This window comes from Pseudomonas sp. GW821-FHT09E12, from assembly GCF_059416085.1.
Genome location: NZ_JBWKOM010000008.1, coordinates 197287 through 214969, shown reverse-complemented (window position 1 = coordinate 214969; position 17683 = coordinate 197287). Strand labels below are relative to the sequence as shown.

Genomic DNA, 17683 nt, shown 5'->3' with positions numbered 1-17683 from the left:
ATGAAGCCCTGGCCAGCCTTCGGGTTGGCCGGGGCTTTGAGATTCAAGTAGGGCGGGCTCCATCTGGAAGCCGCCCTTTTTTGTGCAAGAGCATTATGCAAAGCAGCAGCAACCTGTTTCCCGTCGCCTTGATCAGTGCCGAACGTCGAGGCGACCTGAGTGAAGACGTCTACCGCCTGAAGCCCGGCAATAGCCCGGACGCCACGGTCGAGCTGGCCGTCACCCGCCTGGGGATGGCGGACGAGCCCGAATCCCGCGGTGTCCCGGTGATCCTGCTGCACGGCAGCTTCTCCAATCGGCGTTTCTGGTATTCGCCCAAGGGCATCGGCCTGGGCGCGTATCTGGCGCGCATGGGCTTCGATGTATGGATCCCCGAGATGCGCGGTCACGGCCTGTCGCGACGCAATGCCGACTATCGCAAGAATCGCGTCGCCGACTATGCGCAGTACGATCTGCCTGCCATCGGCGCCTTCGTGCGGGAACAAAGCGGCCAGGTTCCGCACTGGATCGGTCATTCCCTGGGCGGCATTACCCTGGCGGCGGCCCTGGGCGGCCAGTACCTGGGAGAGCCGGCAGTGGCGTCGGCGGCGCTGTTCGGCTGTCAGGTCAGCCGCACCTATTGGCCATTGAAAATCCCGGCGGTGGAGTGGGGCGGTCGTTTCATTCTCAAGCGTTTTGCCCAGTTGTCCGGCTCGCGACTCAAGCGCGGTCCCGAGGACGAGCCCATTGGCCTGGCCCTGGAAGGCATGCGCTGGTACGGGCTATTCGGGCGTTTCGGCGATGGGCAGAAGGACTGGTGGGCCGGCTTGTCCGATGTTTCGCTGCCGGTATTGGCGGTGAGCGCGGCCGGGGATCATCAGGATCCGACCTGGGCTTGTCGCAAGCTGTTTGACCAGTTGAGTTCCGAGCATAAGCAGTTTGTCTGCCTGGGGCGCGAACAAGGGTTCAGCGGCAATTTCGGCCATGTGGAGATGCTGGTGAGCAAAGCCGCCCAGGCCGAAGTCTGGCCTTTGGTCGCGCGTTGGTTGAAGGATCAGCAGAGCCCGTTGTTGGCGTCGGGCACTGAACTGGCTGCCGCCAGTTGAGTTCAGAAGGCTCTGACAAGAGCATTTCGTTCCGATGCGCTTGCGGCTAAGATATGACGCGTTGAGCGGTTCTGGTCACATTCGGTCTCCGGTCAAGCATCTTGTTCGTGCCGCCGAGCCTGCTGAAATTGGCGTATGGTGAGGGCTAGCTGAAATGTTAAACATTCTCCGTCTGCCCTCGTATCACTCAGCATGAACCCTGCGAATTCCGACACCGCGACGTGTTCTTTCCATTACAGGAGTTTCTCGATGAATCATTACCTCACTCCCGACCTGTGCGACGCCTACCCGGATCTGGTACAGGTGGTTGAACCGATGTTCAGCAATTTCGGTGGCCGCGACTCCTTTGGCGGCGAAATAGTGACCATCAAATGCTTCGAAGACAACTCGCTGGTCAAGGAACAGGTCGAGCTCAAGGGCCACGGCAAGGTGCTGGTGGTCGACGGTGGCGGCTCCCTGCGCCGTGCGCTGCTGGGCGATATGCTGGCCGAGAAGGCGGCGAAGAACGGTTGGGAAGGGCTGGTGATCTACGGTTGCATCCGTGATGTCGATGTCATCGCGCAAACCGACCTGGGCGTTCAGGCGCTGGCCAGTCACCCGATGAAAACCGACAAGCGCGGCATTGGCGATCTCAACGTGGTGGTGACTTTTGCCGGGGTGACGTTCCGTCCGGGCGAATATGTCTATGCCGACAACAATGGCGTGATCGTTTCGCCAAGCCCGCTGAAAATGCCCGAATAAGCAGTCGACCAAGCAAGGGATGAGGATGTTCGAGGAAGACAACGCGCAATGGGGGCTGGTACATGCCCTGGTGCTGGACGGTAAAGGTGGTGCGCGTGCGATTGCCCGAACTGAACTGGACGACTTGCAGCTGCAAGCCCATGAGAGCCTCTGGCTGCATTGGGATCGCAGCCATCCGCAAACCCAGACCTGGCTGCGTAAATCCAGCGGTCTGAGCGAGTTCAGCTGTGACCTCCTACTCGAAGAAAACACCCGGCCGCGTCTGTTGGCGCTGCCGGACTCCGAGTTCTTGCTGTTTTTACGCGGCATCAACCTCAACCCCGGCGCCGAGCCGGAGGACATGGTTTCGGTACGCATCTTCGGTTCGGCCCAGCGAGTGATCTCCCTGCGCCTGCGGCCATTGCGCGCGACGGATGAGCTGCTGGTGCAACTGGGTGAAGGCAAGGGACCGAAAACCGCTTCCGAACTCATCCTTTATATGGCTGAGTACCTGACCCATAAAGTGCAGGATCTGGTCAGCGACCTGTCGGAAGTGGTCGATGCCGAGGAAGAAAAACTGGATGCCGACGAACGGTATACCCCCGAGCACAGCAACATTCTGCAGATTCGTCGACGGGCTGCCGGACTCAAGCGTTTCCTCGCTCCGCAGCGGGATATTTTCGGTCAGCTCAGCCGTATCAGGCTGCCTTGGTTTGCCGATGACGATGGCGATTACTGGAACGAATTGAACAACAGCCTGACCCGCTACCTGGAAGAGCTCGAATTGACCCGAGAGCGCGTGGGGCTTGTGCTGGAGGCCGAAGACCGGCGCCTGAGCGTGCGCATGAACCGCATCATGTTTCGCTTCGGGATCATCACCGGGATCTTTCTGCCGATGAGTTTTCTGGCCGGCTTGCTGGGGATCAACGTGGGAGGCATTCCGCTTTCCAACAGCCCCTACGGGTTTCTGGTGGCCTGCCTGTTGATGGCGCTGGTCGCGCTGGGACAGTGGTGGTTATTCCGACGTTTGCGCTGGGTCTGATCATGAACTATGTGACCCAAGGAATTTTGATCGCGTCTTTCACTGACATATCGAGAGGTGCGTATGCACGATCCGTTTGAACAGTCGTTGCGTGACATGCTCAAGGCCACACCGTCCACCCGGGACGACGATGCGTGCCTGGGCCGCGTACTGAAAACCGCCAACCGGCAGGTGGGAGCGGGCGATCTGTTCAGCCTGCTCGGCCGCTGGTTGCCGGCGCTGATGATTGCTCTGAATAACGGATCGGCCCATATCTCGCCGGTTTCCCGTCGTAAACCTACTGCTCGCACTGCTGATAAGGCTGATTGAATATGGAACTTGATCTCTGGACTCAGAGCCTCGTCACTGCGATGACTGCGTTGTGGACCAAGGTAGCGAACTTCATTCCCAATCTGTTTGGCGCGCTGGTCGTGCTGCTGCTGGGTTTTGTGGTTGCCAAACTGCTTGATACCTTGCTTTCCAAATTGCTCGCCAAACTGGGCCTGGACCGTTTGATGGGCGGTACCGGTTTGACCAAACTGCTGTCCCGCGCGGGCTTGCAGGTACCGATTTCTACCTTGATCGGTAAAATCGTGTATTGGTTCGTATTACTGATTTTTCTGGTTTCTGCTGCAGAATCCCTTGGCTTGGAGCGGGTTTCGGCTACGCTCGACATGCTGGCGTTGTATTTACCGAAGGTGTTCGGGGCCGCGCTGGTGCTGTTGGTGGGGGTATTGCTGGCGCAATTGGCCAATGGGCTGGTGCGCGGAGCGGCCGAAGGGGTCGGTCTGGATTACGCCAGTGGCCTGGGGCGAATCGCCCAGGGCCTGGTGATCATCATCAGTATTTCCGTTGCGATCAGTCAGTTGGAGGTCAAAACCGACCTGCTCAACCATGTGATCGTGATCGTTTTGATTACCGTTGGTCTGGCTGTTGCCTTGGCCATGGGGTTGGGAAGCCGGGATATTGCCGGTCAGATTCTTGCGGGAATCTATGTGCGTGAGTTGTATCAGGTTGGGCAACAAGTGCGAGTTGGCGAGGTCGAAGGGCAGATCGAGGAGATCGGCACGGTTAAGACTACACTGCTGACCGATGAGGGCGAGCTGGTCTCGCTCTCCAATCGGATCCTGCTGGAGCAGCATGTAAGTAGCCGCTAACCCGGCAAACCCTGCTAATGTATGCCGCCGCAAAATGCCCGTGTCTGGGCTGCGGTGGACATTGACCTGACTGTCGGCCCGACTCGTTTTGAATAAAGCCCAATCGCTATCCACGCGCTATGACCCCCGTGAGCTCTCTGACGAGGAGTTGGTTGCGCGCTCGCACACGGAGCTGTTTCACGTAACGCGTGCGTATGAAGAGTTGATGCGACGCTATCAGCGAACCCTCTTCAACGTTTGTGCACGTTATTTAGGGAACGATCGTGATGCTGACGATGTCTGTCAGGAGGTGATGTTGAAGGTGCTGTATGGCCTCAAGAACTTCGAGGGGAAATCGAAGTTCAAGACATGGCTCTATAGCATCACGTACAACGAATGCATCACGCAGTATCGGAAAGAACGGCGGAAACGCCGCTTGATGGATGCGTTAAGTCTTGATCCCCTCGAGGAAGCGTCTGAAGATAAGGCGCCGAAACCTGAGGAAAAGGGCGGACTTGACCGCTGGTTGGTGCATGTGAACCCGATCGATCGGGAGATTCTGGTGCTACGATTCGTCGCAGAACTGGAGTTCCAGGAGATTGCAGACATCATGCACATGGGGTTGAGTGCTACGAAAATGCGGTACAAGCGTGCGCTTGATAAATTGCGTGAGAAATTTGCAGGCATTGCTGAAACTTAGTTCGGCGCAAATATCTCTTACGTCTAGGTAAGTTCTGATAGACTTACCGCCGAGTTGTCCCCCGGTATGTGGGACTGCTTTACAATCACCAGATGGGGATTTAACGGATGAAACTGAAAAACACCTTGGGCATTGCCATTGGTTCTATTGTTGCCGTGACTTCGTTCGGCGTTCTGGCGCAAGGCCAAGGCGCGGTCGAGGGTGAACTGTTTTACAAAAAACAGTACAACGACAGCGTTAAGCACATCGAAGACGGCTTCAACCCAGGCGCTCGTATCGGCTACTTCCTGACCGATGACCTGTCGTTGGACCTGAACTACGACAAAACCAACCACACCCGTTCGAACGACGGCACTGGCAACCAGAAGATCAAAGGTGACACCGGCAGCCTGCTGGCTACCTACCACTTCGGTCAAGCTGGCGTGGACTCCCTGCGTCCATACGTTTCCGGTGGTTTCGGTCACCAGAGCCGTACCAACGTCCTGGCTGACGGCCACAGCGGTCGCGACCAGTCGACCCTGGCTATCATCGGTACCGGTGTTAAGTACTACTTCACCGACAACCTGTTCGCTCGTGCCGGCGTTGAAGCCGACTACGCAATGGACAACGGCAAGTGGGACTACTCCGCTCTGGTTGGTCTGGGTGTGAACTTCGGCGGCAACGCTGGCAAGGTTGCTCCAGCTCCTGCTCCAGTTCCAGAGCCAACTCCAGAACCAGAAGCTCCGGTTGCTGAAGTTGTTCGTGTTGAGCTGGACGTGAAGTTCGACTTCGACAAGTCGGTCGTTAAGCCTAACAGCTACGCTGACATCAAGAACCTCGCTGACTTCATGAAGCAGTACCCACAAACCACCACCGTTGTTGAAGGTCACACTGACTCCGTCGGTCCTGACGCTTACAACCAGAAACTGTCTGAGCGTCGTGCAAACGCCGTTAAGCAAGTTCTGACCAGCCAGTACGGTGTTGAGTCGAGCCGCGTTCAATCCGTTGGTTACGGTGAGTCCCGCCCAGTTGCTGACAACGCAACTGAAGCTGGCCGCGCTGTAAACCGTCGCGTAGAAGCGCAGGTTGAAGCACAAGCTCAACAAGCTCAGTAATCTGTAGCTTGCAGCTTTGAAAAACCCGGCCTAGGCCGGGTTTTTCTTTGTCCGCGATTTGATGAACGCGCCTGGAGTCAGGCCGAGAATGCCGCCGCCAGGGCCGCTTCGGAAAGGGCGGGCAGTTGTGCACCGCAAGCGGCCACTTCGCCGACGACCAGGATGGCCGGGCTTTTCAGCTGGAAGGCATGGGCATCGTCCTGCATGGCGTGCAGATCGCTCCGACACAGCCGTTGCTCGGGCAGGGACGCGTTTTCAATCATGGCCACCGGGGTATGCGGCGCCAGGCCGCCAGCGATCAGCTGTTCACGGATCTCACCCAGTTTGGCCACTCCCATATAGATCACCAACGTCGTACCGCTTTGTGCCAGGGCTTGCCAGTTCAGGCTGCTGTCGTCCTGGGTATGGGCCGTCAGCAGGGTGACGCCACGGGCGACACCGCGCAGGGTCAGCGGGATACCGCACTGGGTAGCTCCCGCCAGGCCGGCCGTGATGCCGTTCACCAGTTCCACCTCGACGCCACGTTCCTGCAGCCACTGCGCTTCTTCACCGCCACGGCCGAAGATGCACGGATCGCCGCCCTTGAGGCGTACCACGCACTTGCCATGCCGGGCGTAGCGCAGCATCAGCCGATGAATGAACGCCTGGGGTGTCGAACGACAGCCTCCGCGTTTACCCACGGCAATAACCCGTGCCCGGGGGCAGTGCTCCAGCACCGTCGGATTCACCAGATCGTCGATCAGCACCACATCCGCCTCGCCCAGGGCACGCACGGCCTTGAGGGTCAGCAGTTCAGGATCGCCAGGGCCCGCACCCACCAGCCAGACTTTTGCGCTCATGTTTGTTTCCTCACAGGGGGATTGCGACGGGCTGTGCCGAGCTGGCCAGCAGGCGTTTGATTTCGGGGACGCAGGAACCGCATTGAGTGCCGCAGCCCAGCTCCTGTTTCAGGCCATCGAGGTCCAGGCCGCGGGAGATCCCGGCACAGACTGCGCTCTGGCTGACGTTCTTGCAGTTGCACAAGGTCTTGCCGTTCGACGCAATCAACCCGGCCGCCCCTGGCGGTGCGCTCATCGGCGCCAGCAGCCAGCGGCGCAGTTGCTCATCGGCCTTGCCTTCCAGCCACAGGTTCTGCAGCCAGTGCCGGGCCAGGGTTTCACCGGCCAGGCGAATGGCGGTGATCCGCCCCTGTTCGATGCGTACCCGCTTGCCGATGGAGCGCCGAGGATCGTCATAGGCCAGCACCGGGCCTTCGTTGAGCCCCAACAACTGATCGATGTCCTTGAGCAGTTGCGGCGCCGGCGCTTCGGCGTTGGCCACCCGCAGCAGCAGGGCCGGGCGTTCGCGACCGGCCAGGCTCAGGCTGACGTAGGCGAAACTTTCACAGAGCGGGCGCAGGGCTTCGAAATGCCGCTGCACGTCGCCTTCGATCAGGGCGAACAATTGCCACGGCAGCTGGACCGGCTCCAGGCGTACACCGCTGTGCTTGAGTTCTGGTTGTTTGGACAGAGGATCGAACGCCGGCTGAGTCACGGCATTGACGCCGCCCTTGAGATACCGATCGCCCCAATGCATCGGCAGGAAAGCCTGGCCCGGGCGCACGCTGTCGTCATCCGCTATTGCGACTATCACGCTGCCGCGACGGCTTTTCAGCGATACCAGGTCACCCGCTTGCAGGTTCTGCCGGCGCAGTTCGTCCGGGTGCAGGCTCAGTACAGCTTCACTGACATGCCCGAACAGCTGGGCGGCGGTGCCGGTGCGGCTCATGCCGTGCCATTGATCCCGCAGGCGGCCGGTGATCAGGGTCAGGGGGAAGCGCGCATCCCGCTGTTCCTTGGCCGCGCGATACGGGTCGCTGACGAAGTGCGCCCGCCCGCTGGCGGTCGGGAAGCGGCCGTCGACGTACAGCCGCGGCGTCCCCTGTTCGGCGCCGGCGGGGAAGGGCCATTGCTGCGGGCCGATACGGTCGATCAGCGCGTGGCTGATGCCGGAAAGGTCCAGGTCGCGGCCGCGGGTCAGCTGTTTGTACTCATCGAACAGCTGGGCAGGCGTATCCAGGGCAAACAGGCTGGGCCGTTGCGGGCGCAGGCGCTGTTCCAGGCGCCGGGCGAAGTCCAGGGTGATGGCCCAATCCGGGCGTGCTTCGCCCGGCGCGGCCACGGCGCGGCGCACATGGGAGATGCGCCGTTCCGAGTTGGTCACGCTGCCTTCCTTCTCGCCCCAGCTGGCGGCGGGCAGTAGCAGGTCGGCAAAGGTCGCGGTCTCGGTGGTGCGAAAGGCTTCCTGCAGGACCACGAACGGGCAGGCCAGCAAGGCTTCTCGCACCGCGTTCTGGTCGGGCAGCGATTGCGCCGGGTTGGTGCAGGCGATCCACAGCGCCTTGATCTTGCCGCCGCGCAGCTGTTCGAACAGCTCGATCGCGCTCAGGCCGGGGTTGGCCGGCAATTGCTCGACGCCCCAGTAGGCCGCGACTTCAGCCCGGTGCTCCGGGTTGGCGGCGTCCCGGTGTCCCGGCAACAGGTTCGACAGGCTGCCGGTTTCCCGGCCGCCCATGGCATTCGGCTGGCCGGTGAGGGAGAAAGGGCCGGCCCCGGGGCGGCCGATTTGCCCGGTGGCCAGGTGCAGGTTGATCAGTGCGCTGTTTTTCGCGCTGCCGGAACTGGACTGGTTCAGCCCCATGCACCACAGCGACAGGAAGCTCGGCGAGGTGCCGACCCATTCGGCGCACTGGCGCAGTTGCTCGACGCTGATGCCGCACAGCTGCGCGACCATATGCGGGGTGTAGTCGTGGACCAGGTTCTTCAGCTCGGCCAGGCCTTCGGTATGCGCCTGGATGAAGTCGCGATCGATCCAGTCCTGCCACAGCAGCAGGTGCAGGATGCCGTGGAACAGTGCGACATCGGTGCCGGGCAGGATCGCCAGGTGCAGGTCGGCCAGGTCGCAGGTGTCGGTGCGCCGCGGGTCGATGACGATCACTTTCATCTGCGGCCGCAGGCGCTTGGCCTGCTCCAGGCGGCGGAACAGCACCGGATGGGCGTAGGCCATGTTGCTGCCGACGATCATCACGCAATCGCTCAGTTCGAGGTCTTCGTAGCTGCAGGGCGGGGCATCGGCGCCCAGGCTGCGTTTGTAGCCGACCACCGCCGAAGACATGCACAGCCGCGAATTGCTGTCGATGTTGTTGGTGCCCACCAGGGCCCGGGCCAGCTTGTTGAAGGCGTAGTAGTCCTCGGTAAGCAATTGCCCGGAGATATAGAAGGCCACGCTGTCCGGGCCGTGTTCGGCGATGGTTTCGGCAAACAGGTTGGCCGCATGTTCCAGTGCGGTGTCCCAGTCGGTGCGGCTGCGCGCCAGGGCCTTGCCCAGGCGCAATTCCGGATACAGGGCGCGGGCCGCGAGGTCGCCGGTCAGGTGCAGGGTGGAGCCTTTGCTGCACAGTTTGCCGTGGTTGGCCGGGTGGCTCGGGTCGCCACTGACGCCGAGGATGCGTTCGCCGTCGTGCTCGATCAGCACGCCACAGCCAACGCCGCAGTAACAGCAGGTCGAGGCGGTTGTCTGGCGGTTCATCAGCCGGCATCCCGCAGGGCCAGCAGCACGCGGCCGTTTTCCACCCGCGCCAGATGGTGATGGGCGCAGCCGATATCCGGCGCCTGTGCTTCGCCGGACTCCAGGTCGATCTGCCAGTTGTGCAACGGGCAGGCGACCGTCTTGCCGTAGATCAGCCCCTGGGACAGCGGCCCACCCTTGTGCGGGCAGCGGTCGTCGAGGGCGAAGACTTCGTCGTCGCTGGTGCGAAAGATCGCGATGTCGCCCCTGGGGCCGTTGACGATGCGCGAGCCCAGGGCGTTGATCTCGTCCAGGGCGCAGATATCCAGCCAGTTCATGGCAGCACCTCCAGTTGCTTGACGCGGATCGGTTCGAACTCTTTTTTCAACTGCGGCTGTTCCTGGCGCTCCTTCCACGGGTCCTGTTCGAAGGACAGGGAGAATTGCAGGCGCTCGTTGAGGGCCTTGCGCCGTTGCGGGTCTTCGATGATGGCCTGCTTGATGTACGCCATGCCGACCCGCTGCAGGTAGTGCACAGTGCGCTCCAGGTAGAAGGCTTCCTCGCGGTACAGCTGCAGGAAAGCGCCGTTGTATTCGCGCACTTCGTCGGCGGTTTTCAGCTTGACGAAGAACTCCGCGACCTCGGTCTTGATCCCGCCGTTACCACCGATATACATCTCCCAGCCCGAGTCGACGCCGATGATGCCGACGTCCTTGATCCCGGCCTCGGCGCAGTTGCGCGGGCAGCCGGAGACCGCCAGCTTGACCTTGTGCGGCGACCACATGTTGAACAGGTCATGCTCCAGTTCGATGCCCAGCTGGGTGGAGTTCTGCGTGCCGAAGCGGCAGAACTCGCTGCCGACGCAGGTTTTCACGGTGCGGATGGACTTGCCGTAGGCGTGGCCGGAGGGCATGTCCAGGTCTTTCCAGACCCCAGGCAAATCCTGTTTCTTGATACCCAAAAGGTCGATGCGCTGGCCGCCGGTGACCTTGACCATCGGCACCTGGTACTTGTCCGCCACGTCAGCGATGCGCCGCAGTTCGGAGGGGGTGGTGACGCCACCCCACATCCGCGGCACCACCGAATAGGTGCCGTCTTTCTGGATATTGGCGTGGGCCCGTTCGTTGATCAGGCGCGATTGCGGGTCGTCCCTGGCCTCGCCCGGCCAGGTGGCAATCAGGTAGTAGTTCAGCGCCGGGCGGCAGGAGGCACAGCCGTTGGGCGTGCGCCAGTTCAGGTAGCTCATGGTGCCGGCGATGGTCAGCAGGTGCTGTTCGCGGATCGCCTGGCGGATCTGCCCGTGGTTGAGGTCGCTGCAGCCGCAGATGGCTTTCTCGCTTTTTGGCTTGACGTCGGCCGCGCCGCCCACGGTGTTGATCAGGATCTGTTCCACCAGGCCGGCGCAGGAGCCGCAGGAGCTGGCGGCCTTGGTGTGTTTCTTGACCTCGTCGACGCTGAACAGGCCGTGCTCCTGGATCGCCTTGACGATGGTGCCCTTGCACACGCCGTTGCAGCCGCAGACTTCGGCGCTGTCGGCCATGCTCATGGCCTTGTCCTGGCCCTGGTGGCCGACATCGCCCAGGGCGTTCTCGCCGAACATCAGGTGGTCGCGGATCTCGCCGATGGCGTGGTTCTCGCGGATCTGCCGGAAGTACCAGCCGCCGTCGGCGGTATCGCCATACAGGCAGGCGCCGACCAGGATGTCGTCCTTGATCACCAGTTTTTTGTACACGCCGCCGATGGGGTCGGAGAGGGTGATGGTCTCGGTGCCTTCGCCGCCCATGAAGTCGCCGGCGGAGAACAGGTCGATGCCGGTGACTTTCAACTTGGTCGAGGTCACCGAGCCCTTGTAAGTGGCGAAGCCCAGTTGAGCGAGGTGGTTGGCGCAGACCTTGGCCTGTTCGAACAGCGGCGCCACCAGGCCGTAGGCGATGCCGCGATGGCTGGCGCATTCGCCGATGGCGTAGATGCGTGGGTCGTAGGTCTGCAGGGTGTCGTTGACCAGGATCCCGCGGCTGCACGGCAGCCCGGCTTTTTCCGCCAGCTCGGTATTGGGCCGGATGCCGGCGGCCATCACCACCAGGTCGGCGGGAATGATGTCGCCGTTCTTGAACTGCACCGAGCCGACCCGGCCATTGCCCGCGTCGTGCAGGGCCTGGGTCTGTTCGCTCAGGCGGAATTTCAGGCCGCGGCTTTCCAGGGCGCTTTGCAGCAGCTGGCCGCTGGTCTTGTCCAGCTGGCGCTCCAGCAGCCATTCGCCGATGTGCACCACGGTCACGTCCATGCCGCGCAGCATCAGGCCGTTGGCGGCTTCGAGGCCGAGCAGGCCGCCGCCGATGACCACTGCGTGCTTGTGGGTCTTGGCGGTGTCGATCATCGCCTGGGTGTCGGCGATATCGCGGTAGCCGATTACGCCCTGCAGGTCGTTGCCGGGAATCGGCAGGATGAACGGGGTCGAACCGGTGGCGATCAGCAGGCGGTCGTACTCGGCTTCGCTGCCGTCTTCGGCGATCACCCGGCGCTTGACCCGGTCGATCTGCACCACCTTGCGGTTGAGCAGCAGCTTGATGTGGTTGTCCAGGTACCAGCTCAGGTCGTTGAGCACGATCTCTTCGAAGGTCTGTTCGCCGGCCAGTACCGGGGAGAGCAGGATGCGGTTGTAGTTGGTGTGGGGCTCCGCGCCGAAGACCGTGATGTCGTACAGCTCATTGCTCAGCTTGAGCAGCTCTTCCAGGGTGCGTACCCCGGCCATGCCGTTGCCGATCATCACCAGCTTGAGTTTCTTCATTTCGCTCTCCGCGTAGACAGGCCGTCGGGCATGCCGGGCCTGGCTCGATAAACGTTGCGCAAACAAAAAAGGCGCCCCGCCAGTTGCCTGGCAGGACGCCTTTGTCCGGTCCCGTTCTCTCGGGAAAACCCATCCTTCGTCGTTGAAGGCCGGGTCGTATGTGCTGTTGGGAGAGTTAATGCAGCGGTTGTGCCAAGTTCCGCCAATGGCGGTTTCAGCGGGGCTGAAAGCCTGCCTCTGGGCAGCAGGGAGGATTTTCTGCACCGATTCAAAGCGTCTTGCCCGTTTCTGGCGCACGCTGCGCGATCCCTGTAGCCGCTGCCGCAGGCTGCGATCGACGGCGTAGCCGGCGTAAGGCGGCATCCCCTACCTGCGGGTAAAACCGCGTCGTCAGGTTCTGCGGCCCCTGCGGTGCCGGTCGCAGCCTGCGGCAGCGGCTACAGGAGAACACTGAGGTCAGTGATGCAGGAACAGGTACAGCAACAGCAGGTTGAGCAACAGCGAGACCAGCGCCAGGGTGCGCCAGACTTTCAAGGGCTCGCGTTCCAGCAGCGGTCTGGGGCGCACGCTGAGGCTGCGGCGCTCGCCCTGTTCCAGCAACAGCAACCACTCTTCGGCGGTTTCATAACGTTGGGCCGGATCGGCCTGTACCGCGCGTTCCAGGCTCTGTTCGAGCCAGTCCGGCAGGTCCGGGCGATAGCGGCTGGCGCTGACCGGGGTGGTGAAGCGCGGGCGCTGGAAGGCTTCGATTTCGCCGTAGGGAAAATGCCCGGTCAGCAAGTGGTAGAGGGTCACGCCTACCGCGTACAGGTCCTGCCGCGGTGTCGGCGCCACGCCGTTGAAAGCCTCTGGGGCGATATAGCTCGGGGTGCCGGGCAGCAGGTGCGCCTGGTCCTCGGACAGGCCGGGGCAATAGGCCAGGCCGAAATCCAGCAGGCGCAGTTCGCCGTCGTCCCCGAGCAGCAGGTTTTCCGGCTTGATGTCGCGGTGCAGGATCTGCCGGCGGTGCAGCAGACCCACGGCCCGTAGCAGGCGCTCGGCCAGGTCCTGCCACTGCGCCAGCGGCAAGGGACCATGTTGTTGCAGATGCTCGGCCAGGGTCTGCCCCGGGTATTCGCGCATCACGTAATACAGATGCTGGCGGCTGGTCGCGGCATGCACTTCGGGAAAGTGCCGGCCGGCCACCCGACGCAGGAACCACTCCTCTGACAGCAGCGATTGCCCGGCCTGATGATCGTCGTGCAGATGACCGGGCAGGGTTTTCAGTAGCCAGGGTTGTTGTTGCGCATCGAGCACGCGGTACAGCAGGGATTGCTGGCTCTGTCCGAGCACCTCGACGACCTGCCAGCCTTCGAAGTGCTGGCCCGGTTTGAGAGGCGGCGGCAGTGGCCATTGCTGCAAGTGAATCAGGGCGTCGCCGATGGAGCTTTCGCCCAGGGCTTCGACCCGCACCAGCAGGGCGCTGGCATTGTCCTGGCTGCCGGCCAGGTGCGCGGCGCTGACCAGGGTCTGCACCGCGCTGTCGAGGTCGGGCTGGTCGCGCAGGATCGCGGCGATGGCGGTGTCGCCCAGGGTCGCCCAGACGCCATCGCTGAGCATCAGGAAACTTTCGTTTTCCCGCAGCTCGCCGTCGAGGAAGTCCACCACCAGGTGCTGGTCCAGGCCCAGGGCACGCTTGAGCACATGCTGCATGCCGGGTTGGTCCCAGACATGATCGTCGCTGATGCGTTGCAACTGATCGGCATGCCAGCGATAGACCCGGCAATCGCCGACATGGGCCAGGGTAAAGCGCCGGCCGCGCAGCACCAGGGCGCTGACGGTGGTCAGCAGCGGCTGGCCGCCGCCGTTGGCCTGCAACCAGCGATTCTGCGCGAGCAGCAGGCGTTCCAGGGCCTGGGCCACGGCCCAGGTTTCCGGGGTGGCGTAGTAGTCCAGCGCCAGCGCCTGCAAGGTCGAGCGCGCGGCCAGGCCGCCATCGGCGCATTGGCTGACACCGTCGGCGATGGCGAACAGCAGCCCCTTGCTGGCGGCCAGGGTCGGCGCCGGGGTGACCAGGCGCAAGGCGTCCTGGTTCTCCGCGCGCGGACCGATGGCGCTGGCCTGGGCGTGGCTCAGTTGCAGGCTCATGGACAGCTCAGACCCGCGCCGCGGTGACAGCGGCGGAGCCCCAGGTGGTCCGCCAGCGGCGTTTCACCCCGTGCAGGCCGAACCAGGCCAGCACGCCCAGGCTGGCGAACAGCCACAGGGCCAGTTGATAGCTGCCGGTGCTTTGCTTGATCGCGCCCATGCCCGCGGCCAGGGCGAAACCGCCGATGCCGCCGGCCATGCCGATCAGCCCGGTCATCACCCCGATCTCGCGACGAAAGCGTTGCGGCACCAACTGGAAGACCGCGCCGTTACCCGCACCCAGGCCGAGCATGGTGCATACGAACAGGGCCAGGGCCGCGTAGGAGCTGGGCAGGTTGAAACCGACCGCGGCGATGCATACCGCCGCGACGCTGTACATCACCAGCAGGGTGCGAATGCCGCCGAAACGATCGGCCAGCGCGCCGCCCAGCGGGCGCATCAGGCTGCCGCCGAACACGCAGGCGGCGGTGTAGTAGCCGGCGGTGACCGGGCTCAGGCCGTACTGGTCGTTGAAGTAGCCGGGCAGGGCGCTGGCCAGGCCGATGAAGCCGCCGAAGGTCACGCTGTAGAAGAACATGAACCACCAGCTGTCGCGGTCGCCCAGGGCCTTGAAGTAGTCGGCCATGGATTTGGCCTTGGGCCGTTCCGGGGCGTTCCTGGCCAGCCAGGCGAACAGCACCAGGGTCAGGATCAGAGGGATCAGGGCGAAGCCGAACACGTTGCTCCAGCCGAAGGCACCGGCCAGCAACGGTGCGAACAGCGCCGCGAATACCGTACCGGAGTTGCCGGCCCCGGCGATGCCCATCGCCTTGCCCTGGTGCTGTGGTGGATACCATTGCGAGGCCAGCGGCAGGGCCACGGCGAACGAAGCGCCGGCCATGCCCAGGAACAGCCCCAGCAGCAGCGCCTGTTCATAGCTGTGGATGCCCAGCTTCCAGGCGCAGAACAGCGCGCCGATGACAATCACCTGGCCGATCAGCCCGGCGGTCTTGGGGGACAGGCGATCGGCCAGCAGGCCCATGGCGAACCGCAGCACGGCGCCGGCCAGGATCGGCGTGGCCACCATCAGCCCGCGCTGCTGGGTGGTCAGTTGCAGGTCGGCGGCGATCTGCACGGCCAGCGGGCCGAGCAGATACCAGACCATGAAGCTCAGGTCGAAGTAGAGGAAGGCCGCGAACAATGTCGGGGTGTGGCCGGATTTCCAGAAGCTTGAATTCATCGCGCACCTCAGCTGTTAAGAGTCTCGAAAGGAGTCATGAGCTTTTGCGTGGGGCGCCATTACGGCCGCTCCACCGGCCCCGGGCTGTGGGGCCAAAACGAAAAAACGCCGCAACCCGCATCGCCTGGGGCGAGAAGGGTGTGCGACGTCTTTGTCGTAGGTGGGGCAACCGCCGTTGGTTACCTGTGTCGATTACATAGCCAGATTTGTGCCAAGAGTTGCAGTCCTGGTGTCCCGGATCGCGGGCAAGCCTCGCTCCTACAGAAACTCACGGTCTTCTTCCGTAGGAGCGAGGCTTGCCCGCGATAGGCGGCCGCACCACAGCTGCGGGATTCAGCCCAGCAACTCGCTCATGGCGATGATCTGCTCGGCCACCTGGATCAGCTTCTGCTGGCGGCTCATGGCCTGGCGGCGCATCAGGGTGTAGGCCTGTTCTTCGTTGCAGTCTTTCATCTTCATCAACAGGCCCTTGGCCAGCTCGATGCGCTTGCGCTCGGCCAGTTGCTGGTCGCGGGCCTGCAGCTGCGCGCGCAAGGCCTGGTCGCTCTCGAAGCGGGCCATGGCCACGTCGAGAATGGGCTGCAGGCGCTGGGCCTGGATGCCTTCGACTATGTAGGCACTGACCCCGGACTTGATAGCGTGGCGCATCACGTCGGGGTCGTGCTCGTCGGTGAACATCACGATCGGCCGTGGCTGGTCGCGGCTGACCAGCACCACTTGCTCCATCACATCGCGGCTCGGTGATTCGGTATCGATCAGGATCACGTCCGGACGCACCGTTTCGACGCGCGTCGGCAGGTCGATGGTCAGGCCCGACTCGTCGATCACCTCGAAACCGGCTTCCATCAGGGCCGCCTTGAGCCGACCGACCTTCTTGGCGGTGTCGTTGATCAGCAGGATACGCAACATGGTCTCGGGCTCCTGTCAGCGGCTGGCGAGAAGAGGGGAGCTGTCGCTCATGGCGTGCAGCTGGAAGCTGCGGGCATAGGCGGCCGGGTCCGAACCGTCCCATAGCTTGCCGTCGATCAACTGGCTGCTGCGCATGTCCTGGCCCCAGGATGCGACGCCGACGGCGGTGGCGGCTTCACGATAGAGCTCGAGTTGCTGCACCTGGCGCGCGATGCCCAGGTAATCCGGATCTTCGCGCAGCAGGCCCCAGCGGCGGAACTGGGTCATGAACCACATGCCGTCGGACAGATACGGCAGGTTGACCGCGCCTTCATTATGAAAGCGTAGCGCGTGCGGGTCCTGCCAGCGGTGGCCGAGGCCGTCGGCATATTCGCCGAGCAGGCGCGGCTCGATGCAGTCCAGCGGCGCATCGAGGTACTCGCGGGCGCTCAGCAGTTGCGCGGTGCTCTGGCGGTTCTCGCGGCTCTGCTCGATGAAGCGGCTGGCCTCGAGGATCGCCGTGACCAGGGCCCGTGCGGTGTTTGGGTACTGCTCGACGAAGGCACGGGTGCAGCCGAGGACTTTTTCCGGGTGGTCGGGCCAGATCGCCTGGCTGGTGGCCAGGGTGAAGCCCAGGTTCTGGTTCACCGCGCTGGCGCTCCAGGGTTCGCCCACACAGAAACCGTCGATGCGCCCGGCCTGCAGGTGCGCGACCATTTGCGGCGGCGGCACCACCACGCTGTCGACGTCCTGCAACGGGTGGATGCCCTGGGCGGCCAGCCAGTAATACAGCCACATGGCGTGGGTGCCGGTGGGGAAGGTCTGGGCGAAGGTCGGCCTTGCCCGGCTTTGGTGCACGTGCCGGTGAAGCGCTTCAGGAGTGGTCACGTTCAGGGCTTGCAGCTCCCGCGAGAGGTTGATGCTCTGGCCGTTCTGGTTCAGGCCCATCAGCACCGCCATGTCGCTGGCGTTGACCCCGCCGATGCCCAGGTGCACGGCGTAGATCAGGCCATACAGGCTGTGGGCGGCATCCAGCTCGCCGCTCACCAGCTTGTCCCGCAGGTTGGCCCAGGACGCCTGGCGCTTGAGGTTCAGGGTCAGGCCGTAAGGTTGGGCGAAGCCCTGGGTGGCGGCGACCACCACCGAGGCGCAGTCGCTCAAGGCCATGAAACCGAGGTTGATCGCGGTCTTTTCCGGGGCATCGCTGCCGTTGACCCAGGCCAGCGGGCTGACGGGGAGTTCATTCATGGGGTGGCGTCCTCCATAAAAAAGCGGCCATAAAAAGCTTCCATAAAAAAACGTCGCACCCGCGCCAGGCAGAGCCGGCGGGGTAACGACGCCTTTGTCTTTCGACCCACG

15 protein-coding genes are annotated in these 17683 nt (G+C 63.0%); 7 read left to right on the top strand and 8 right to left on the bottom strand.

The window, feature by feature from the left end; genetic code table 11:
• The first annotated feature begins 95 nt into the window (after positions 1–95).
• From AC07PQ_RS23445 to AC07PQ_RS23415, 7 genes are all read left to right on the top strand, one after another.
• Entirely contained in the window at positions 96–1085 is a 990-nt protein-coding gene (locus tag AC07PQ_RS23445; RefSeq protein ID WP_007927509.1) for an alpha/beta fold hydrolase, read from the top strand.
• A 249-nt stretch (positions 1086–1334) separates the two neighbouring features.
• On the top strand, positions 1335–1826 hold the full coding sequence (gene rraA / locus AC07PQ_RS23440) for a ribonuclease E activity regulator RraA (protein WP_007927511.1): 492 nt from the start codon (positions 1335–1337) through the stop codon (positions 1824–1826).
• A 25-nt stretch (positions 1827–1851) separates the two neighbouring features.
• Positions 1852–2847 carry a zinc transporter ZntB gene (locus AC07PQ_RS23435; RefSeq protein WP_009042920.1) on the top strand — a complete coding sequence of 332 codons (996 nt, stop codon included), beginning with the start codon at positions 1852–1854 and terminating at the stop codon, positions 2845–2847.
• Between the two features lie 63 nt (positions 2848–2910).
• Entirely contained in the window at positions 2911–3156 is a 246-nt protein-coding gene (locus tag AC07PQ_RS23430; RefSeq protein ID WP_007927518.1) for a hypothetical protein, read from the top strand.
• A 2-nt stretch (positions 3157–3158) separates the two neighbouring features.
• A complete protein-coding gene (locus AC07PQ_RS23425; protein WP_053260260.1) occupies positions 3159–3983 on the top strand; it encodes a mechanosensitive ion channel family protein in 825 nt (274 codons plus the stop codon).
• An 88-nt stretch (positions 3984–4071) separates the two neighbouring features.
• Positions 4072–4662 carry an RNA polymerase sigma factor SigX gene (sigX, locus tag AC07PQ_RS23420; RefSeq protein ID WP_009042922.1) on the top strand — a complete coding sequence of 197 codons (591 nt, stop codon included), beginning with the start codon at positions 4072–4074 and terminating at the stop codon, positions 4660–4662.
• A 107-nt stretch (positions 4663–4769) separates the two neighbouring features.
• Positions 4770–5756: an OmpA family protein gene (locus AC07PQ_RS23415; RefSeq protein ID WP_007927525.1), complete on the top strand. Its 987-nt coding sequence runs from the start codon at positions 4770–4772 to the stop codon at positions 5754–5756.
• Positions 5757–5833: 77 nt separating this feature from the next.
• Here the strand turns inward: AC07PQ_RS23415 and cobA are convergent, their stop codons facing one another.
• The 8 genes from cobA to AC07PQ_RS23375 all read right to left on the bottom strand — a co-directional run bounded on the left by cobA (position 5834) and on the right by AC07PQ_RS23375 (position 17572).
• Positions 5834–6595, bottom strand: coding sequence for a uroporphyrinogen-III C-methyltransferase (gene cobA / locus AC07PQ_RS23410; protein ID WP_007927527.1), 762 nt, complete (start codon positions 6593–6595; stop codon positions 5834–5836).
• 10 nt (positions 6596–6605) lie between these two features.
• Positions 6606–9323, bottom strand: coding sequence for a nitrate reductase (locus tag AC07PQ_RS23405; RefSeq protein ID WP_493185273.1), 2718 nt, complete (start codon positions 9321–9323; stop codon positions 6606–6608).
• Positions 9323–9640: a nitrite reductase small subunit NirD gene (gene nirD / locus AC07PQ_RS23400; RefSeq protein ID WP_007927531.1), complete on the bottom strand. Its 318-nt coding sequence runs from the start codon at positions 9638–9640 to the stop codon at positions 9323–9325. Before nirD ends, AC07PQ_RS23405 begins: the two co-directional genes overlap by 1 nt.
• Complete coding sequence (nirB, locus tag AC07PQ_RS23395; protein ID WP_493185272.1) at positions 9637–12090, bottom strand: nitrite reductase large subunit NirB; 2454 nt, start codon at positions 12088–12090, stop codon at positions 9637–9639. Before nirB ends, nirD begins: the two co-directional genes overlap by 4 nt.
• A gap of 456 nt (positions 12091–12546) precedes the next feature.
• Positions 12547–14217 carry a bifunctional protein-serine/threonine kinase/phosphatase gene (locus tag AC07PQ_RS23390; RefSeq protein ID WP_284172921.1) on the bottom strand — a complete coding sequence of 557 codons (1671 nt, stop codon included), beginning with the start codon at positions 14215–14217 and terminating at the stop codon, positions 12547–12549.
• A 7-nt stretch (positions 14218–14224) separates the two neighbouring features.
• On the bottom strand, positions 14225–15436 hold the full coding sequence (locus tag AC07PQ_RS23385; protein WP_009042928.1) for a nitrate/nitrite transporter: 1212 nt from the start codon (positions 15434–15436) through the stop codon (positions 14225–14227).
• Between the two features lie 333 nt (positions 15437–15769).
• Positions 15770–16345 (bottom strand): ANTAR domain-containing response regulator, encoded by a 576-nt coding sequence (locus AC07PQ_RS23380; RefSeq protein ID WP_007932173.1) that lies wholly within the window; start codon positions 16343–16345, stop codon positions 15770–15772.
• 15 nt (positions 16346–16360) lie between these two features.
• Positions 16361–17572 carry a CmpA/NrtA family ABC transporter substrate-binding protein gene (locus tag AC07PQ_RS23375; protein WP_493185271.1) on the bottom strand — a complete coding sequence of 404 codons (1212 nt, stop codon included), beginning with the start codon at positions 17570–17572 and terminating at the stop codon, positions 16361–16363.
• Between the last annotated feature and the right edge of the window lie 111 nt (positions 17573–17683).

Coding starts and splice junctions, on each gene's coding strand:
- rraA (WP_007927511.1), top strand. CDS start 1,335: ATGAATCATTACCTCACTCCCGACCTGTGCGACGCCTACCCGGATCTG.
- AC07PQ_RS23435 (WP_009042920.1), top strand. CDS start 1,852: ATGTTCGAGGAAGACAACGCGCAATGGGGGCTGGTACATGCCCTGGTG.
- AC07PQ_RS23380 (WP_007932173.1), bottom strand. CDS start 16,345: ATGTTGCGTATCCTGCTGATCAACGACACCGCCAAGAAGGTCGGTCGG.
- AC07PQ_RS23405 (WP_493185273.1), bottom strand. CDS start 9,323: ATGAACCGCCAGACAACCGCCTCGACCTGCTGTTACTGCGGCGTTGGC.
- AC07PQ_RS23430 (WP_007927518.1), top strand. CDS start 2,911: ATGCACGATCCGTTTGAACAGTCGTTGCGTGACATGCTCAAGGCCACA.
- AC07PQ_RS23445 (WP_007927509.1), top strand. CDS start 96: ATGCAAAGCAGCAGCAACCTGTTTCCCGTCGCCTTGATCAGTGCCGAA.
- AC07PQ_RS23390 (WP_284172921.1), bottom strand. CDS start 14,217: ATGAGCCTGCAACTGAGCCACGCCCAGGCCAGCGCCATCGGTCCGCGC.
- cobA (WP_007927527.1), bottom strand. CDS start 6,595: ATGAGCGCAAAAGTCTGGCTGGTGGGTGCGGGCCCTGGCGATCCTGAA.
- AC07PQ_RS23415 (WP_007927525.1), top strand. CDS start 4,770: ATGAAACTGAAAAACACCTTGGGCATTGCCATTGGTTCTATTGTTGCC.
- AC07PQ_RS23375 (WP_493185271.1), bottom strand. CDS start 17,572: ATGAATGAACTCCCCGTCAGCCCGCTGGCCTGGGTCAACGGCAGCGAT.
- nirD (WP_007927531.1), bottom strand. CDS start 9,640: ATGAACTGGCTGGATATCTGCGCCCTGGACGAGATCAACGCCCTGGGC.
- AC07PQ_RS23385 (WP_009042928.1), bottom strand. CDS start 15,436: ATGAATTCAAGCTTCTGGAAATCCGGCCACACCCCGACATTGTTCGCG.
- nirB (WP_493185272.1), bottom strand. CDS start 12,090: ATGAAGAAACTCAAGCTGGTGATGATCGGCAACGGCATGGCCGGGGTA.
- AC07PQ_RS23425 (WP_053260260.1), top strand. CDS start 3,159: ATGGAACTTGATCTCTGGACTCAGAGCCTCGTCACTGCGATGACTGCG.